Source organism: Rhizobium sp. BK212 (genome assembly GCF_014197475.1).
GTDB classification, from domain to species: Bacteria; Pseudomonadota; Alphaproteobacteria; order Rhizobiales; family Rhizobiaceae; genus Rhizobium; species Rhizobium anhuiense.
The window spans coordinates 252119-271223 of the sequence record NZ_JACIFS010000010.1 but is presented as its reverse complement, the minus strand read 5'-3'; the positions used below and the strand labels follow the sequence as shown (position 1 = coordinate 271223).

The following is a 19105-nucleotide window of genomic DNA, read 5'->3' as shown; positions in this document are numbered from 1 at the left end:
CAAGAAGGTCTATATTCCCTTCCAGCTCGTCACGCCTGAGAACGTCAAGGACTTCGTCACCAAGAACTGAGGCGAATGCCAAGCAGGATGCGGGCCTTGCCCGCATCCTTTCCGCCTGTCCGTATCCGGAGGAGATGATATGGCCGTCAGCCCGACAACCATGGCCGCCGTGCGCGCCAGTGGTGCAGTTCCGAATGCGGAATATCTCTTGAGCGCCGAGGGCGTTCGCAAGGAATTTCCGGGTGTCGTCGCGCTCGACGACGTGCAGTTCCGGCTGAAGCGCGCCTCGGTGCACGCGCTGATGGGCGAAAACGGCGCCGGCAAATCGACACTGATGAAGATCCTCGCCGGCATTTATATCCCCGATAAAGGCGATATCCGCCTGAAAGGGGTCGAGATCCGGCTGAAATCTCCGCTCGATGCGCTGGAGAACGGGATTGCCATGATCCATCAGGAACTGAACCTGATGCCGTTCATGACGGTCGCGGAAAATATCTGGATTCGTCGCGAACCGAAAAACCGCTTGGGTTTCATCGATCACGGCCTCATGCATCGCATGACCGAGGAGCTGTTTGCCCGGCTCAATATCGAGATTGATCCCGATATCGAGGTCCGGCACCTGTCGGTCGCCAACCGGCAGATGGTCGAGATCGCCAAGGCGGTTTCCTATAAGTCCGACGTGCTGATCATGGACGAGCCGACCTCGGCGCTGACGGAGCGCGAGGTCGAGCATCTTTTCCGTATTATCCGCGACCTCAGGGCCCAGGGCATCGGCATCGTCTACATCACCCACAAGATGAACGAGCTTTTCGAGATCGCCGATGAGTTCTCCGTCTTCCGCGACGGCCGATATATCGGCACGCATGCCTCGACCGACGTCACCCGCGACGACATCATCCGCATGATGGTCGGGCGCGAGATCACCCAGATGTTTCCCAAGGAAGAGGTGCCGATCGGCGAGGTCGTGCTCTCCGTCAAGGATCTCTGTCTCAAGGGGGTCTTCAGCGACGTTTCCTTCGATGTCAGAGCCGGCGAGATCCTCGGCGTGGCCGGCCTTGTCGGTTCCGGCCGATCGAATGTTGCCGAAACGCTGTTTGGCGTGACGCCGGCAAGCTCCGGCTCGATCGAACTCCACGGCAAGCCGGTGACGATTTCTTCTCCGACCGAGGCCATCCGTCACCAGATGGCGTTCCTGACCGAGGACCGGAAAGATACCGGCTGCCTACTGATCCTCGATATTCTCGAGAATATGCAGATCGCCGTTCTGCAGGACAGATACGTCAAGCGCGGCTTCGTGCAGCAGGGCGCTATCGAGGCAACCTGTGAAGACATGGCAAAAAAACTGCGCGTGAAAACGCCCAATCTTTACGAGCGGGTGGAAAATCTTTCGGGCGGCAATCAGCAGAAGGTGCTGATCGGACGCTGGCTGCTCACCAATCCGCGCATCCTTATCCTCGACGAGCCGACGCGCGGCATCGATGTCGGCGCCAAGGCGGAAATCCACCGGCTGGTCGTGGAGATGGCGCGCAACGGCGTGGCGGTGGTGATGATCTCGTCCGAGATGCCTGAGGTTCTCGGCATGAGCGACCGTATCATGGTCATGCATGAGGGACGCGTGACCGGTTTCCTCAATCGCGACGAAGCAACGCAGATCAAGGTGATGGAACTGGCTGCGCAGTGATGCGTCACCGGCAATCGCCCAAGGGAGGTTTGACATGACTACCAAGGCAGCAGAGGGCGGAGCCCCGCTCGCAACCCGGCAAAGGCGGCGGCGCATACCGACCGAGCTCAGCATTTTCCTCGTGCTCGTCGGCATCGCGCTCATCTACGAGGTGCTCGGCTGGATGTTCATCGGCCAAAGCTTCCTGATGAATTCGCAGCGCCTGACGATCATGATCCTGCAGGTCTCCGTTATCGGCATCATCGCCGTCGGCGTCACGCAGGTCATCATCACCGGCGGCATCGACCTTTCGTCGGGCTCTGTCGTCGGCATGACGGCGATGATTGCAACAAGCTTCGCCCAGTCGTCGACCTGGGGACGGGCCGTCTTTCCGTCGCTGACCGACCTGCCGGCTTTCGTGCCGATCATAATCGGCCTGCTGATCGGAGCGGCAGCCGGTCTGGCGAACGGTGCACTCATCGCCTATACGAAGATCCCGCCGTTCATTGCAACGCTTGGCATGTTTGTTTCGGCCAGAGGTGTCGCCAAGTGGTATACGAAGGGACAGCCGGTTTCCGGGATCACCGAACAGTTTCATTTCATCGGAACGAAAGCCTGGCCGGTTGTCGTCTTCCTGGTCGTTGCGCTGATCTTTCACATTGCGCTGCGCTATACCCGCTACGGAAAATTCACCTATGCGATCGGCGCGAACCCGCAGGCGGCACGCGTGTCCGGCATCAACATCGAGGCGCACCTCGTCAAGGTCTATGTGATTGCCGGATTGCTTGCCGGTCTCGCCGGGATCGTCACGGCGGCACGTGCTGAAACCGCACAGGCCAGCATGGGCGTCGGCTACGAACTCGACGCGATCGCCGCGACCGTCATCGGCGGCACCTCGCTGACCGGCGGCGTCGGGCGCATCACCGGCACCGTCATCGGCACCATCATCCTCGGCGTCATGACCTCCGGCTTCACCTTCCTCAGGATCGACGCCTATTACCAGGAGATCGTCAAGGGCCTCATCATTGTCGCGGCTGTCGTCATCGACGTCTACAGACAGAAGAAGCGACGCAAGCACTGATCTCTGGTTTTCTACGGGGGCTTCGGGCCCCCGTTCTGTTTTCCACACCATGACGGATTTTAAAAAAAGGGGTGGCGAATCCCGTCAGCTTTTCTATTCTGCCGCTTCATTCGCCCTCTACGGCGCCGCGCACTGAAAAGACGCGCAAAGGAGGCTGTAGCACTTTGAATGCTGCATAATTTGTCCTTAAATCGATTCCGATTTAAGGAATCATGCAGTAGGGCAGCGCAGGAAGACAGATGCAATTCGTATTTGACGGTCACAACGACGTTCTCCTTCGACTCTGGACACATTCAAAAGACGGCAGCGATCCGATCGCGGAATTCGCGGACGGCACGACGGTTGGCCATATCGATGCGTGTCGGGCCAGAGAGGGCGGTCTTTCCGGCGGTCTCTGTGCCATCTACATTCCCTCGGGCGATCTCGTCTTCGCCGATCCGGATGCCAACGGTCGCTATATCACGCCGATGGCCGCCCCCCTTGATCCGCTGCCTTCCCTTGCCATTGCCAATGAAATGGCGGCGATCGCGTTGCGGCTCGACCAGGCAGGCGCCTGGCGGCTCTGCCGGACGGTGAAAGATATCCGCGGCGCCATGGCGGACGACATTTTCGCCGCCGTCATGCATATGGAGGGCTGCGAGGCGATCGGCGCCGATCTCTCGGCGCTCGAGGTATTCTACGCAGCGGGGCTGCGGTCGCTCGGGCCGGTCTGGAGCCGGCACAATGTCTTTGGTCACGGCGTGCCCTTCGCCTTCCCGATGTCGCCGGACACAGGCCCCGGCCTGACCGATGCCGGCTTCGCACTGGTCAGGGAATGCAATCGCCTCGGGATCCTGATCGACCTTGCCCATATCACCGAGAAGGGTTTCTGGGACGTGGCGAAGACGACGGACCAGCCGCTGGTCGCCAGCCACTCCAATGCCCATGTGCTGACGCCGGTCGCACGCAACCTGACGGACAAGCAGCTCGATGCAATCCGCGAAAGCCGCGGGCTCGTCGGCATCAACTATGCGACCGCCATGCTGCGTGCCGACGGCCGCTCGGACAGCGATACGCCGCTTGCCGACATGATCCGCCATATCGACTATCTCGTGAACCGCATCGGCATCGATTGCGTGGCGCTCGGATCGGATTTCGACGGGGCCACCATTCCCGAGGAAATCGGTGATGCGGCTGGCAATCAGAAGCTGATTGCCGCTCTCAAAGAGGTTGGCTATGCTGATGCCGACCTCGCAAAACTTGCCCGTGAAAACTGGCTTCGCATTCTGGCCCAAGCTTGGCGGGAGGACCGCGCCTAAGCCTTTCCTAATCCAATCAAAAAACAGGGGAACAGATCATGATGATGACCAAACTCAGCCGCAATTTCCGCATGCTTTCCGCCGGAGCCGCGCTTTCGCTCCTGATGATGGCGGCACCCGCCGCCTTCGCCGAGACGCCGAAGGATACACTGGTCGAAGGTTTTGCCATCGACGATATCATCACGATGGATCCGGGCGAGGCTTTCGAGCTTTCGACCGCCGAGATTACCAGCAACAGCTACAGCCTGCTCGTCCGTCTCGACATGGACGATACGTCGAAGGTGAAGGGCGATCTGGCCGAGAGCTGGAGCGTTTCCGATGACGGCCTCACCTATACGTTCAAGCTGAAGCCCGGCCTGAAATTCGCCTCCGGCAATCCGATCACCGCCGAAGACGTCGCCTATTCGTTCGAGCGCGCCGTCAAGCTCGACAAGAGCCCGGCCTTCATCCTCACCCAGTTCGGCCTGACCGGCGACAACGTCACGGAAAGGGCCAAGGCGGCTGATGCCGGCACCTTCGTCTTCACGGTCGACAAGGCCTATGCGCCGAGCTTCGTGCTGAACTGCCTGACGGCAACCGTCGCTTCCGTCGTCGACAAGAAGCTGGTGCTGGAACACGTGAAGGCGGTGACGCCGGATGCCGAGCACAAATACGACAATGATTTCGGCAATGAATGGCTGAAGACCGGCTATGCCGGCTCCGGTGCCTACAAGCTGCGCGAATGGCGTGCCAACGAAGTCGTCGTGCTGGAGCGCAACGACAATTATTACGGCGACAAGGCGAAGCTCAACCGCGTCATCTACCGCTACATGAAGGAAAGTTCTGCCCAGCGGCTGGCGCTCGAAGCCGGCGATATCGATATCGCCCGCAACCTCGAGCCGGGCGATATCGACGCCGTTTCGAAAAATGCCGATCTCGCGACGACAAGTGCGCCGAAGGGCACGATCTATTATGTCAGCCTGAACAACAAGAACGAGAACCTCAAGAAGCCGGAAGTCCAGGAAGCTTTCAAATATCTGGTCGATTACGATGCGATCGGCGCGACCTTGATCAAGGGTATCGGCGAAATCCACCAGACCTTCCTGCCGAAGGGCCAGCTCGGCGCGCTCGACGAGAATCCCTATAAGCTCGATGTCGCCAAAGCCAAGGAACTGCTCGCCAAGGCGGGCCTGCCCGACGGTTTCTCGGTCACCATGGATGTGCGCAACAACCAGCCGGTGACGGGTATCGCCGAATCCATGCAGCAGACGCTGGCGCAGGCCGGCGTGAAGATGGAAATCATCCCCGGGGATGGCAAGCAGACACTGACCAAATACCGCGCCCGCACCCATGACATGTATATCGGCCAGTGGGGTTCGGACTATTTCGATCCGAACTCCAATGCCGATACCTTCACCGGCAATCCCGACAATTCCGATGCCGGCACGGTGAAGACGCTCGCATGGCGCAACAGCTGGGAAGCGCCGGAACTCGACAAGCAAGCCAAGGCCGCACTTCTGGAACGCGACGCCGCCAAGCGTGCCGCCATATATCAGGATATCCAGAAGAAGTACCTGGCCAGCAGCCCCTTCGTCTTCATCTTCCAGCAGACCGAGGTGGCCGGTTACCGCAAGAGCCTGAAGGACTTCAAACTGGGTCCGAGCTTCGATACCAATTTCGTCGGTCCGATCGCCAAGGAATAATCCGGCAGGATTGAGGGGCTTGAGCACCGTTGAAACACCACAGGAGGCGCGGCCCCGAAAGGGCCGTGCCAGCGCCTTCGCAAAGGCGCTAGGGCGGTTCCTGTTTGCCGCCGTCACTACCTATTTCGGCCTGTTGGCCGTCACCTTCTTCATCGGCCGCGTCGTGCCGATCGATCCCGTGCTCGCCATCCTCGGCGACCGCGCGCCCAATCATGTCGTCGAGCGCGTACGCCGGGAAATGGGCTTCAATCTGCCGCTCTATCAGCAGTTCTTCATCTATATCAAAGGCATCCTATCCGGCGATTTCGGCAATTCGGTCCTGACGACCAATCCTGTCATGGTCGATATTCGCCGTGCATTTCCGGCGACGGTGGAGCTTGCAACGCTCGGAACGCTGATCGGCGCTTTCGTCGGCGTGCCGCTCGGCGTTCTCGCCGCGGTGCGCCGCGGCAGCATCGCCGACCAGGTCGTGCGGGTCATCGGCCTGATCGGTTATTCGGTGCCGATCTTCTGGCTGGCGCTGATTTCGCTCGTCATCTTCTACGCGCAACTGCGCTGGGTGGCCTTTCCCGGCCGCATCGACATCGTCTTCGAATACACGTTCACGCCGATCACCGGCTTCTATCTCCTGGACAGCGCCTGGCAGGGACAATGGGATGTCTTCTACGATGTCTTCCGCCATATCATCCTGCCGGCATCCCTGCTCGGTTATTTCTCGCTCGCCTATATCAGCCGCATGACGCGCAGCTTCATGCTGAACGAGCTTTCCCAGGAATATATCGTTGCCGCGCGCGCCAAGGGGCTTTCGGAAACGCGGGTGATCTGGGGCCATGCGCTGCGCAATGCCGCCGTGCCGCTCGTCACCGTGATTGCGCTTTCCTATGCCGGCCTGCTCGAAGGATCGGTGCTGACCGAGACCGTCTTTTCCTGGCCGGGCATCGGGCTCTACATCACCAATTCGCTGCAGAACGCCGACATGAACGCCGTTCTCGGCGGCACGATCGTCATCGGGACGGTCTTCATCGGCATCAACCTTCTGTCCGATCTTCTCTACCGGACGCTCGACCCGAGGACGCGAAACCGATGACGGCCTCCGCCAGCCCACCTCCTGCGATGAGCCGCCGCGACTGGCTGCTTTCCGACCGGCCGCAATCGCGCCTGCAGGCTCGCCTCGGCCGCGCCTATGTCACCTGGCGGCAGTTTACGGCAAACAGGCTCGCCGTCCTCGGCCTGCTGATCATCGTGGCGCTGCTTTTGACCGCCGCCTTTGCCGATGTCATCGCCACGCATAATCCCGTTGTCGGCGATCTGCGCAATGCTCGCTTGCTGCCGCCCGGAACCGGGGAATTCCTGCTCGGTTCGGACGACCAGGGCCGCGACATCTATTCACGGCTGATCTACGGATCGCGATTGACGCTGCTCGTCGTCGCGCTCGTTGCCATCATCTCGGCGCCGATCGGGCTGATCGTCGGCACGGTCTCCGGTTATGCCGGAGGCTGGGTGGATGCGACGCTGATGCGCATCACCGATATTTTCCTGGCCTTTCCGAAGCTGGTGCTGGCGCTCGCCTTTGTCGCAGCCCTCGGGCCTGGCATCCAGAACGCGATCATCGCCATTGCCATCACCTCCTGGCCGCCCTATGCCCGCATCGCGCGCGCCGAGACGCTGACGGTCCGGCGCTCCGACTATATTTCGGCGGTGAAGCTGATGGGCGCCTCGCCGCTTCGCATCATCGTGCGCCATGTCATGCCGCTCTGCATTTCCTCACTGATCGTGCGCGTAACGCTCGACATGGCGGGTATCATCCTGACGGCGGCCGGTCTCGGTTTCCTCGGCCTGGGCGCACAGCCGCCGCTGCCGGAATGGGGGGCGATGATCGCCTCGGGACGGCGCTTCATCCTCGATCAATGGTGGGTTGCAGCGATGCCCGGCATCGCCATCCTCATCGTCAGCCTTGGCTTCAATCTCCTCGGCGACGGCCTGCGCGATGCGCTCGATCCGAAGGAGAGTGGCCAATGACGACACTTCTGACGGTTGATAAGCTCAAGGTCAGCTACCCCACGCGCACCGGCGTGATCGAGGCCGTGCGCGGCGTCTCCTTCACGCTCGGCAAGGAAAGGCTCGGCATTGTCGGCGAATCCGGTTCCGGCAAGTCGCAGACCGGACGGGCGATCATGGGCCTGACGCCGAAACACGGCGTCGTCACGGCCGAAAGGCTGAATTTCAGCGGCATCGATCTGATCAATGCCCCGGCCGGCGAAAGGCGCAGGCTGCGCGGCAAGCGCATCGCCATGATCCTGCAGGATCCGAAATATTCGCTCGATCCCGTCATGTCGATCGGGCGGCAGATCTGCGAAACGCTGCGCACGCATGAGAAGGTCGGTAAGGCCGAGGCGCGCGAGCGCGCGCTCGCCATGCTGGAAGCGGTGCAGATTCGTGATCCCCAGCGTGTCTTCGACCTGCATCCGCACGAGGTGTCGGGCGGCATGGGACAGCGGGCGATGATCGCCATGATGCTGATTGCCGGGCCAGAATTGCTGATTGCCGACGAGCCGACCTCGGCGCTCGACGTGACGGTCCAGCTCGACGTGCTGAGGATCATGGACAGGCTGGTGTCCGAGCGTGGCATGGGGCTGATCTTCGTCTCCCATGATCTGAGGCTGGTTTCTTCCTTCTGCGACCGCGTCATCGTCATGTATGCCGGAAAGATCGTCGAGGAGCTCGCGGCCGCCGATCTCAAACATGCGCAACATCCCTATACGCAAGGCTTGCTGAATTGCATGCCCGAGATCGGCTCAAACCGTCACCCGCTGCCGGTGCTCGACCGCAGGCCGGAGTGGGCGGCATGAGCGCAGCTCTCCAAGTCGACGATCTCAGCGTCGTCTACGACCATTTTCATGCGCTGAAGGATGTCAGCATCGCCGTCGAAGGCGGCGAATCCTTCGGTCTCGTTGGCGAGTCCGGATCGGGAAAATCGACCTTGTTGCGGGCTGTTGCCGGACTTGCGCCGATCAGCGGCGGCGCGATCAACATCAATGGCGAAGTGCTGAAGGGTTCGAAACGCAGCAAGTCTTTCTATCGCCGCGTGCAAATGGTCTTCCAGGATCCTTATGGTTCTCTGCATCCGCGCCAGACGATCGACCGGCTTCTGCTCGAACCGCTCGCGATCCATGGCATCGACGACAGCGACAAGCGCATCGCTCGCGCACTCGACGAAGTCGGCCTCGGCAATGGTTTCCGGTTCCGCTATCCGCACCAGCTTTCCGGCGGCCAGCGGCAGCGCGTGGCGATCGCCCGGGCGCTGATCGTGGAACCGTCGATCCTGCTGCTCGACGAGCCGACATCGGCGCTCGACGCCTCGGTGCAGGCCGAGGTGCTGAACCTGCTGGAGCAGATCCGACGTGACCGCAAGCTCACCTTCGTGATGGTGAGTCATGATCTCGGCGTCGTCACCCATATGTGTGAAAGGCTCGCGGTAATGCGCAACGGCGCCGTCGTCGAGCGGCTGAGCTCTCAGGAACTGGCGGGCGGCGCGGTTCACGAGGACTACACGCGAAATTTGATGATCGCGAGCAAGGGTTTCGTCAAAGCCTGAACGGCAATCTTTTCAAGCCCTTGAAAAGGAAAGATCGATAGCGGCGTTAAGGATAACGCTTTGCTAAAAGACGACCATTCAACTAGACTATTGACAGCTGCCTTGCTTCTGTCATGATCCTGTTAACGTTTGTTAGCTTTCGTGATCAATGGAGGTTGAGGCATGTTCTTTCTCGGTGGGATGACCATGGGCTACCTCGATCCTCCCGTGAAAACCGATCGCCAAGAACAGGCTTCGGTATCTCTTCCTGCGGAAAAGGACCGCCGGCTGATCGAGACTTCCTCCAACCTGCCCGAGAATGAGAGTGCCGTCGAGCGCTCCTGGATCTGGGCATGGCGCACGCTCTGCTAAAAAGGCTGGTTGAATTTTCTCTTCCTTTCGCTCTGGACGGAAATTTATCTCTACCTACTTGATAGAGAAAATAAGAATATAAGCGCGAGCCGCACAACCGGCCGCACGAGAACAACGGAGGCGACATATGGCAGATCTGGGTATTTCGCATGCTCACGTGAACCAATATGGTTCCGTACCGGCCAAGAAGCCGCTCACCACGCGTCACAGGCTTCAGGCGCTGCTCCATGGAGCGATCTTCACTGCGGCATTTCTGTTCGTCGTCGCCATGGTTTGCGGCGTCGTCGGCTAATCGGCGAATGGTAAGCGTTGGCAAGTGCCGGCGCCGCGGCGGTTTCCGCCCCTATAGAATTCCGAACATTTGATGTGTCTCGGCATTCTCCTGGCACTCGAATGTCAAAGGGAGAGTGGCCATGAGGGCATCTTATTGTGGTTGATCGGCATTCCGATCCCCATCATCATTCTTCTGTACTTTTTTCACGCCATCTGAATACCGGTGACGGAGCGGCAAAGGACAAGGGTCGCAAGCTGTGCTAACCGCCGCCAGGCACATGGTCTATCGATCCTGCCCTTTCCTTTTTCCGAAATCGAAGCTTTCGCATTGCCGCCAGCCGCGCTCGCGGGCGGCGGCTGATGCCTCTTGGCTTGAATTATTCCGATAGTGTCCAAATTTTCGCCATGGCTTTCGTGGAGAGGGTATCGATGGCCGCGATCAGCCGTCGGGCCACGTTCTGAACCGGGGCTTAGCCCGTTTGCCTCGCTTGGCCCAAGTCTCATCCGCCCCGGTTTCTTCGATCTTTGAAGAATAGGGCTCCGTTCATGTAGCAGTCATGATAAGCAGTGCAAAAGGCTGAGCAAAACAGCCATAACTTCGTTTGGATCCAGAACCGAACCCATGTCTATTTCACATCTTTCTCCGAGCCCTTCGCGCGAAACCGAGACGAAGCAGATCGATCACAACGATTCGATCCGTTCGACCTATCTTGCCATCGAGGACATCAAGGCGATGGGCGATGGGGTCGCCCGCAACGGCGTCGACAAGCTGCCGGCCTTTGCTCCCTTCGATTTTTTCGCGCGCCATAAGGAAAACGAGAAGGAAATCCTGCGCGTCTACCGGACCACGGCGACAGATGTCGAGGCCGGCGAGACGATCACGCCGGCGGCAGAATGGCTGCTGGACAATCACTATATCGTCGAAGAGGCGATCCAGGAGGTGCGGCGCGACTTCCCCCGCCGCTTCTATCGCGAATTGCCGACCATGGCCGTCGGCGGCGTCGAGGTACCGCGCACCCTCGTGCTTGCCTGGCTCTATGTCGCCCATACCCACAGCACGATCTCGCAGGAAAGCCTGACGGCGCTGGTCGATGGCTTCCAGGCCAGCGAGACGCTGAAGATCGGCGAACTCTGGGCGTTGCCTTCGCTGGTGCGTTACGTGCTCGTCGAAAACCTTCGCCGCATTTCCAGCCGTGTCGAAGCCAGCCGCCGCATGCGCCGCCGCGCCAATGAGGCGGCCGACGAATTGGTGCGCCTGACCGATCCGGCCGGAGCGGCCGCCTATCTGAAGACGCTGGAACCGCTTGCCGAGGACAATACATTCTCGACGCAGTTCCTCTATCGCCTGCGCGACGGCTCACAGACGTCGAGCCTGGCGATCACCTGGCTCGACGAGCGGCTGGAAGAACTCGGCCGCAACACCGAAGAGGCGACGACGGCCGAACATAGCCGCCTGTCTTCCGGCAACGTGACGATGGGCAACATCATCCGCAGCCTTCGCGAGATCGATGATGCCGAATGGTCGGTCTGGGTCGAGCAGGTCAGCCATGTCGACAGGCTGCTCTGGGAGCATTCGGATTACGGCATCCTCGATTCCGGCTCGCGCAACAAATATCGAAAACAGATCGAGAAGCTGGCCAAGCGCTCGCCGCTGACGGAAATGGAAATCGCCCAGCTGGCGCTCGACATGACCGATGCCGCCAAAGCTTCGGACGAGCCGCAGCCGCATGAACCGAATGTCGGTGGTTTCCTGTCGGGCGCGCAGCGGCCGAAGCTCGAGTCGCGGGCGAGCTATCGCCCGACGATCATCCAGCATTTCGTTCGCGCCGTGCGCCAGTTCAACTGGCTGGCGATTGCCTTGCCGGTCATGCTGCTGACGATCATCGCCATGGCGATCGTCGGCAGGTTCATGGCCAATGCCGGCATGGGGGCGATCGAAATCGCCGTGCTGCTGATCATGTTCTCGGTACCGGCGTCAGAAGGGGCGACGGGTCTCTTCAACACTCTGCTTTCTTTCTTCGTGACGCCGGCGCGCCTTGTCGGTTACGAGTTCAAGGAAGGCATTCCGGAGGACGCACGCACGCTGCTCGTCGTGCCCTGCCTGATCTCGAACCGCGACAGCGTCGACGACCACGTGCGCAATCTCGAGGTTCACTATCTCGCCAACCCGCGCGGCGAGATCTATTTCGCACTGCTCAGCGACTGGCCGGACAGCGAGGTCGAGGAAACGGCTGCCGATCTCGAGGTTCTCGATTATGCGCGGCGTGAGATCGCCAATCTTTCCGCCCGCTATGCCTATGACGGCAAGACGCGCTTCTATCTGCTGCATCGCCGCCGCCTCTATAATCCTTCGGAAGGCGTGTGGATGGGCTGGGAGCGCAAGCGCGGCAAGCTGCACGAACTGAACATGTTGCTGCGCGGCGACCGCGACACGACCTATCTGCCGGGCGCCAATGCGGTGCCGGCCAATGTGCAATATGTCATGACGCTCGATGCCGATACGCGCCTGATGCGCGATGCCGTCACCAAGCTCGTCGGCAAGCTCTATCATCCGATCAACCGCCCGGTCATCAATCCGAAAACCGGCCGTGTCGAAAGCGGCTACGGCGTCTTGCAGCCGCGTGTCACCCCGTCGCTGACGACGGGCAAGGACGCCTCGGTCTTCCAGCGCGTCTTTTCGATCAATCGCGGCCTCGATCCTTATGTCTTCACCGTTTCCGACGTCTATCAGGATCTCGCCGGCGAAGGCACTTTCACCGGCAAGGGGCTTTATCATGTCGACGCTTTCGAAGCCTCGCTGAAGGGCCGGATCGACGAGAATTCCGTGCTCAGCCACGATCTTCTCGAAGGCTCGATGGCGCGCTGCGCGCTCGTCACCGATCTCGAACTGGTTGAGGATTTCCCGATCCGCTACGAGGTGGAAACCTCGCGCCAGCATCGCTGGGCGCGCGGCGACTGGCAGCTTCTGCCCTACATGTTCAATCCGAAATACGGCGTCACGGCACTCGGCCGCTGGAAGATGTTCGACAATCTGCGCCGCTCGCTGACGCCGATCGCCTGGTTCTTCGCCTCCGTGCTCGGCTGGTATTTCATGGGTCCGCTCGGCGCACTCATCTGGCAGATTCTGCTGATCTTCTGCCTTTTCGTCGCGCCGACGCTGTCGCTCATCAACGGCATCATCCCGCGCACCAGCGATATCATCGCCCGCGCCCATCTCTATACGGTCTGGTCCGATATCACGGCGGCCAATGCACAGGTTGCGCTGCGCATCGTCTTCATCGCCGACTCGGCCTGCATGATGGCGGATGCGATCGGCCGTTCGCTCTACCGCCTGTTCGTCAGCCGCAAGCTGATGCTGCAGTGGCGCACCGCCGCCAGCGTCCAGGCCGGCGGCCAGGGGACGCTGATCTCCTATTACAAGGCGATGTGGCATGCGCCGGTGCTGGCGCTGCTGGCGCTCGGTTTCGCAGCCCTTCCCGGCGACAACGCCTTCCTCGTCGGCATTCCCTTCGCCCTGCTGTGGGTCCTGTCGCCTGTTGTTGCCTGGTATGTCAGCCAGTCGGCGGAGACCGAAGACCGGCTCGAAGTCGCCGATTCCGTGTCGAGCGAACTGCGCAAGATCGCCCGGCGCACCTGGCGGTATTTCGAGACCTTCACGACGGCCGAGCAGAACTATCTGCCGCCTGATAATATCCAGGAAACGCCGCATGTGATCGTCGCGGCGCGCACCTCGCCGACCAATATCGGCGTCTATCTGCTCTCCGTCGTTTCCGGCCGGCATTTCGGCTGGTTCTCCTTCGAGGAGACGCTCGAGCGGCTGGAGCAGACGATCGCGACGATCGACAGGATGGAGAAATTCCGCGGCCATCTGTTCAACTGGTATCACACCGATACGCTGCAGACGCTTGGGCCTCGTTACGTCTCGGCCGTCGACAGCGGCAATCTCGCCGGCCATCTGATCGCCATTTCATCGGCCTGCCGCAACTGGGCCGAGGCGCCGTCGGCGCATATGCAGGGCAATCTCGACGGCGTCGGCGACACCGCCGGCATTCTCGGCGAAGTGCTGGCGGACCTGCCCGATGACCGCAAGACCGTGCGCCCGCTGCGCCGGCGCCTGGAGGAGCGCATCGTCGGCTTCCAGAACGCGCTTGCCGCGGTCAAACGCGAGCATGAATTCGCCTCGATCCGCATCATCAACCTCGCCGTTCTCGCGCGCGACATCGAGAAGCTTGCCGCCAATCTCGACCATGAGGTCAAGTCGAAGCAGAGCGAAGAAGTCACCCAATGGGCGGCATCGCTGGTAAAGGTCTGCGAGGCGCATATTTCCGACAGTACCTTCGACCTTTCCAAGGTCGATGCGCTGCGGCCGCGCCTGGTGGCGCTGCGCGACAAGGCCCGCGATCTGGCTTTCTCGATGGATTTCGGCTTCCTGTTCCGGCCGGAACGGCGCCTGCTATCGATCGGCTACCGCGTCGAAAGCGGCGAGCTCGACCAGGCGTGTTACGACCTTCTTGCCTCGGAATGCCGCCTGACCAGCCTCTTCGGCATCGCCAAGGGCGACCTGCCGACGGAACACTGGTATCGCCTCGGCCGCCAGGTCGTGCCTGTGGGGTCACGCGGCGCGCTGGTCTCCTGGTCCGGCTCGATGTTCGAATATCTGATGGCGCCGCTCGTCATGCAGGAGCGTGGCGGAGGCATTCTCAACCAGACCAACAATCTGGTCGTCGTCGAGCAGATGAATTACGCCCGCAAGCTCGGCATTCCGTGGGGCATTTCGGAAGCGGCCTTCAATGCCCGCGACCATAACCTCAATTATCAGTACACGAATTTCGGCGTACCGACGCTCGGCCTGAAGCGCGGTCTTGGCCACAATGCCGTCATCGCGCCTTACGCATCGCTGCTCGCCAGCCAGTACGACCCGCCGGGCGCGCTGGAAAACCTGCAGAGGCTGCGCAAGGTCGGCGCGCTTGGCAAGTTCGGCTTCCACGATGCCGTCGACTTCACGCCGACGCGTGTGCCGGAAGGCAAGAAATGCGCGGTGGTCTACAATTATTATGCCCACCATCACGGCATGTCGATCGCGGCCGTCGCCAACGTCGCCTTCAACGGTCATCTGCGCGAGCTCTTCCACTCCGATCCGGTCATCGAGGCGGCCGAGCTGCTGCTGCAGGAAAAGGCGCCGCGCGACATCCCGGTCATGAGCGGCAAACACGAATCCGACACGCCGGCCAGCATCCAGGACGATCTCCTGCGACCGGAGCTCCGGAAGATCAACGATCCGGCTTCGCGCGACCGCGAACTCGTATTCCTGTCGAACGGTCATTATTCGCTGATGCTGACGGCGACGGGTGCTGGTTATTCCCGCTGGAACGGCCTTTCCGTTTCCCGCTGGAAAGCCGATCCGACCGAAGACCGCTGGGGCAGCTTCATCTTCCTGCGCGATACCGCCACCAGCGAATGGTGGTCGGCGACGGCTGAGCCGAAGGGTGTCGAAGGCGAGAAGATCAAGGTCGAATTCGCCGACGAGAAGGCGCAGTTCACCAAGACGGTCGGCGACCTCACCAGCGAAGTGGAGTGCATCATTGCGACCGAGCATGATGCCGAGGCTCGCCGCGTCACCTTGCTCAACATGGGCACGGAAGACCGCTTCATCGAAGTCACCTCCTATCTCGAACCGGTGATCACCTCCGATGATACCGACAATGCGCATCCGGCATTCGCCCGCATGTTCGTCAAGACCGAGATCGGCAAGCGCGGCGACGTCATCCGTGCCGAACGCAACAAGCGCGACCCGAACGAGCCGAACATCAGCATCGCCCATCTGATCGTCGACAATGCCGGCGACACCCGCCATACCGAATTCGAGACCGACCGCCGCAAGTTCATCGGCCGTGGCCGCAGTCTTGCCGATGCGGCGGCCTTCGATCCGGGCGCGACACTTTCGGGCAGCGACGGCTTCATGCTCGATCCCGTCATGTCGCTGCGTCGCACCGTCCGCGTGCCGGCCGGCAAGAAAGTCAGCGTGATCTTCTGGACGATCGCGGCGCCCAGCCGCGACGAAGTCGACAAGGCGGTCAATCGCTATCGCCATCCAGACGCCTTCAACCACGAGCTCGTCCAGGCCTGGACACGCACGCAGGTGCAGATGCGCCATGTCGGCGTCACCTCGCAGCAGGCGGCGGCCTTCCAGCATCTCGGACGCTACCTCGTCTATCCCGACATGCAGCTGCGCAAGGACGAAGCGACCGTCGAGGCCGGCCTGCAGTCGCAATCGGCGCTCTGGCCGCTGGCGATCTCCGGCGACTTCCCGATTTTCACGCTGCGCATCAACGACGACATGGATCTCGATATCGCCCGGGAAGCGCTGCTGGCGCAGGAATATCTACGCTCGCGCGGCGTCACTGCCGATCTCGTCATCATGAACGAACGCGCCTCTTCCTATGCGCAGGACATGCAACATGCGCTCGACGCCATGTGCGAGAACGTCCGTCGCATGGGCCAGGCCGACGGCTTGCGCCAGCATATCTTTGCGGTGCGCAAGGACCTGATGGAGGAGAGCACCTATCATGCGTTGATCGCGGCCTCCCGCGTCACGCTGCATACCAAGAACGGCAAGGTGGTCGACCAGATCAACCGCGCCGTGGCGCTGTTTGCACCCTCCAAGGAGGAGCTGCAGGAGATGGAACGGGCCGAGCGCAACAAGGCCCCCGTCAAGCGTGTCGTGCCGGTGCCGCCGCCCGTCGTGCCCGCCGTCGTCATCGAGGAGGAAGGCGATCTCGACTTCTGGAACGGCATCGGCGGCTTTGCCCGCGACGGACGCGAATATGTCGTTCGGCTGCCTGGCGGTCATGCAACGCCGCAGCCCTGGATCAACGTCATCTCCAATGACAGGTTCGGCTTCCACGTGTCGGCGGAGGGCTCCGGCTTTACCTGGAGCGCCAATTCGCGCGACTACCAGCTGACCTCCTGGTCGAACGATGCCGTGGTCAACCGTTCGGGTGAGGCCTTCTATCTCACCGATCTCCACAGCGGTGCCGTCATGACGCCTTTCGCTGCGCTTTCCCGCCGGCCGGACATTCGTTTCGAAGCCCGCCACGGGCTCGGCTATTCCGTCTTCTCCAGTGTCCAGCACGATATCGCGCTCGAACTGACGCAGACGGTCGACCGCGAAAGGCCGGTGAAACTGCAGCGCCTGCGCCTGCGCAACACCGGTTCTGCCAGCCGCAAGCTGCGTCTCTACGGTTATGTCGAATGGATCCTCGGCAGCAATTCGGCACGCACGGTGCCTTTCATCCTGTCGAGCCATGACGAGGAGACGGGGGCGCTGTTTGCCACCAATCCCTACAGCATCGATTTTTCCAACCGAACCGCCTTCTTCGCGGCGAGCGAGACGGTTTCGAGTTTCTCGGCAAGCCGGCGCGAATTCATCGGCAAGGCGGGGACGATCCAGGCGCCGCAGGCCGTCATCTCGGCCGCCGCCCTTTCCGGCGGCACCGAACTCGATGGCGATCCGGCCGCGGCTCTTGCGATCGACATCGAACTTGGCGCCGGCGAGGAGCGTGATTTCACCTTCTTCCTCGGCGACACGCCGACGGAAGAAGAGGCGCGCACTGTCATTGCCGATATCCGCAAGGTTTCGTTCGACGACGCCGTCGAGGCTAACCGCGCCTTCTGGCGGGACTTCACCGGCAGGCTGCAGATATCGACGCCGGATCGCGGGATGAACAATCTCGTCAACACCTGGCTGCCTTATCAGAGCCTCGGCTGCCGCATCATGGCCCGCACCGCCTTCTACCAGGCAAGCGGCGCCTTCGGCTTCCGCGACCAGTTGCAGGATACGCTCGCCTTCGTGCTGCACGAACCCTCGCTTGCCCGCCGGCAGATCCTGAATGCCGCTTCGCGCCAGTTCCGCGAAGGCGACGTGCAGCATTGGTGGCTGCCGGGAACGGGTGCGGGCGTGCGCACGCTGATCTCGGACGACGTCGTCTGGCTGAGTTATGCGATCCATCACTATTGCAGCGTCACCGGCGACAAGAACGTGCTCGACGAGGAGATCGCCTTCCTGGAAGGGCCGGCACTGCTCGAAGGCCAGCACGACTCCTTCTACAAGCCGGAGATTTCCGAGGACAAGGCGAGCGTCTACGAACATGCGGCGCTGGCTCTTGATCTCGCCATCGCCCGCAAGGGGACCAATGGCCTGCCGCTGTTCCTCGGCGGCGACTGGAACGACGGCATGAACCGCGTCGGCATCGGCGGGCGCGGCACCAGCGTCTGGCTCGGCTGGTTCCTGGCGGGTGCATTGCGCTCCTTCATTCCCTATGCCGAAGAGCGCGGCGACACCGTCCGCACGGAGCGCTGGTCGGCGCATCTCATCGAACTGAAGAAGGCGCTCGAAACTGCGGCCTGGGATGGCGGCTACTATCGCCGCGGCACCTTCGACGACGGTGCGCTGCTCGGCTCCAAAGAAAGCCCCGAATGCCGGATCGATTCGATCGCGCAGTCCTGGAGCGTACTCTCGGGCGAGGGCGATCCGGCCCGCGCCGTCACGGCGATGGAGGCCGTGCTCGACCAACTGGTCGACGAGGATGCCCGGATCATCCGGCTGTTCACGCCGCCTTTCGTCAATTCCGCCAGGGATCCCGGCTATATCAAGGCCTACCCGCCGGGTGTGCGCGAAAATGGCGGGCAATATACCCATGCCTCGACCTGGGTGGTGATGGCGCTGGCGCAGCTGAAGCGGGGTGACGATGCCTTCCGCTGCTTCCAGATCCTCAACCCGATCACCCATGCGCTCGACAAGGTTTCAGCGGAGCAATACCGCGTCGAGCCCTATGTCGTGGCCGCCGACGTCTATGGCCATGAGCCCTATACATCACGCGGCGGCTGGACCTGGTATACCGGGTCGGCCGGCTGGCTCTACCGCGCCGCCGTCGAGGGCATCCTCGGCATCCGGCTGAAGGACGGCCGGCTCTACGTGCGTCCGGCGCTCCCGTCCGAATGGGACGGTTTTGCGGCAGAGGTGGAGCAAGGCGGCGGCAAATACCGCATTTCGGTCTCAAAAGCGTCCAATGATCGCGGCTACACTCTGTCGATCAACGGCTGCGAAGTCACCGATCCCGAAGAGGGATATCCGCTCGGATAACAGCGTTCTCCACGCTGAAAAAC

11 protein-coding genes are annotated in these 19105 nt (G+C 61.4%); all 11 read left to right on the top strand.

All coding sequences use genetic code 11. The features are described 5' to 3' along the window. The first annotated feature begins 139 nt into the window (after positions 1-139). The 11 genes from FHT79_RS27125 to FHT79_RS27075 all read left to right on the top strand — a co-directional run bounded on the left by FHT79_RS27125 (position 140) and on the right by FHT79_RS27075 (position 19082). Positions 140-1681, top strand: a complete 1542-nt coding sequence (locus FHT79_RS27125) for a sugar ABC transporter ATP-binding protein (RefSeq protein WP_047616114.1) — start codon at positions 140-142, stop codon at positions 1679-1681. Positions 1682-1715: 34 nt separating this feature from the next. Beyond that, positions 1716-2741 carry an ABC transporter permease gene (locus tag FHT79_RS27120; RefSeq protein WP_028757415.1) on the top strand — a complete coding sequence of 342 codons (1026 nt, stop codon included), beginning with the start codon at positions 1716-1718 and terminating at the stop codon, positions 2739-2741. A gap of 239 nt (positions 2742-2980) precedes the next feature. Next, on the top strand, positions 2981-4039 hold the full coding sequence (locus tag FHT79_RS27115) for a dipeptidase (protein WP_183904493.1): 1059 nt from the start codon (positions 2981-2983) through the stop codon (positions 4037-4039). A gap of 38 nt (positions 4040-4077) precedes the next feature. Then, complete coding sequence (locus FHT79_RS27110; protein WP_183904492.1) at positions 4078-5721, top strand: ABC transporter substrate-binding protein; 1644 nt, start codon at positions 4078-4080, stop codon at positions 5719-5721. 19 nt (positions 5722-5740) lie between these two features. Further along, complete coding sequence (locus FHT79_RS27105) at positions 5741-6808, top strand: ABC transporter permease (RefSeq protein WP_183904491.1); 1068 nt, start codon at positions 5741-5743, stop codon at positions 6806-6808. Then, entirely contained in the window at positions 6805-7740 is a 936-nt protein-coding gene (locus FHT79_RS27100; protein ID WP_028757715.1) for an ABC transporter permease, read from the top strand. The genes FHT79_RS27105 and FHT79_RS27100 overlap by 4 nt, the downstream gene beginning before the upstream one ends. Beyond that, positions 7737-8570: an ABC transporter ATP-binding protein gene (locus FHT79_RS27095; RefSeq protein ID WP_028757716.1), complete on the top strand. Its 834-nt coding sequence runs from the start codon at positions 7737-7739 to the stop codon at positions 8568-8570. Before FHT79_RS27100 ends, FHT79_RS27095 begins: the two co-directional genes overlap by 4 nt. Next, positions 8567-9316 (top strand): ABC transporter ATP-binding protein, encoded by a 750-nt coding sequence (locus tag FHT79_RS27090; RefSeq protein ID WP_127431128.1) that lies wholly within the window; start codon positions 8567-8569, stop codon positions 9314-9316. Before FHT79_RS27095 ends, FHT79_RS27090 begins: the two co-directional genes overlap by 4 nt. Positions 9317-9478: 162 nt before the next feature. Continuing rightward, positions 9479-9667, top strand: a complete 189-nt coding sequence (locus FHT79_RS27085; RefSeq protein ID WP_063473847.1) for a hypothetical protein — start codon at positions 9479-9481, stop codon at positions 9665-9667. Between the two features lie 127 nt (positions 9668-9794). Further along, positions 9795-9959 (top strand): hypothetical protein, encoded by a 165-nt coding sequence (locus FHT79_RS27080; protein WP_164735954.1) that lies wholly within the window; start codon positions 9795-9797, stop codon positions 9957-9959. A gap of 603 nt (positions 9960-10562) precedes the next feature. Continuing rightward, positions 10563-19082, top strand: coding sequence for a glucoamylase family protein (locus FHT79_RS27075; RefSeq protein WP_183904490.1), 8520 nt, complete (start codon positions 10563-10565; stop codon positions 19080-19082). The last annotated feature ends 23 nt before the right edge of the window (positions 19083-19105 follow it).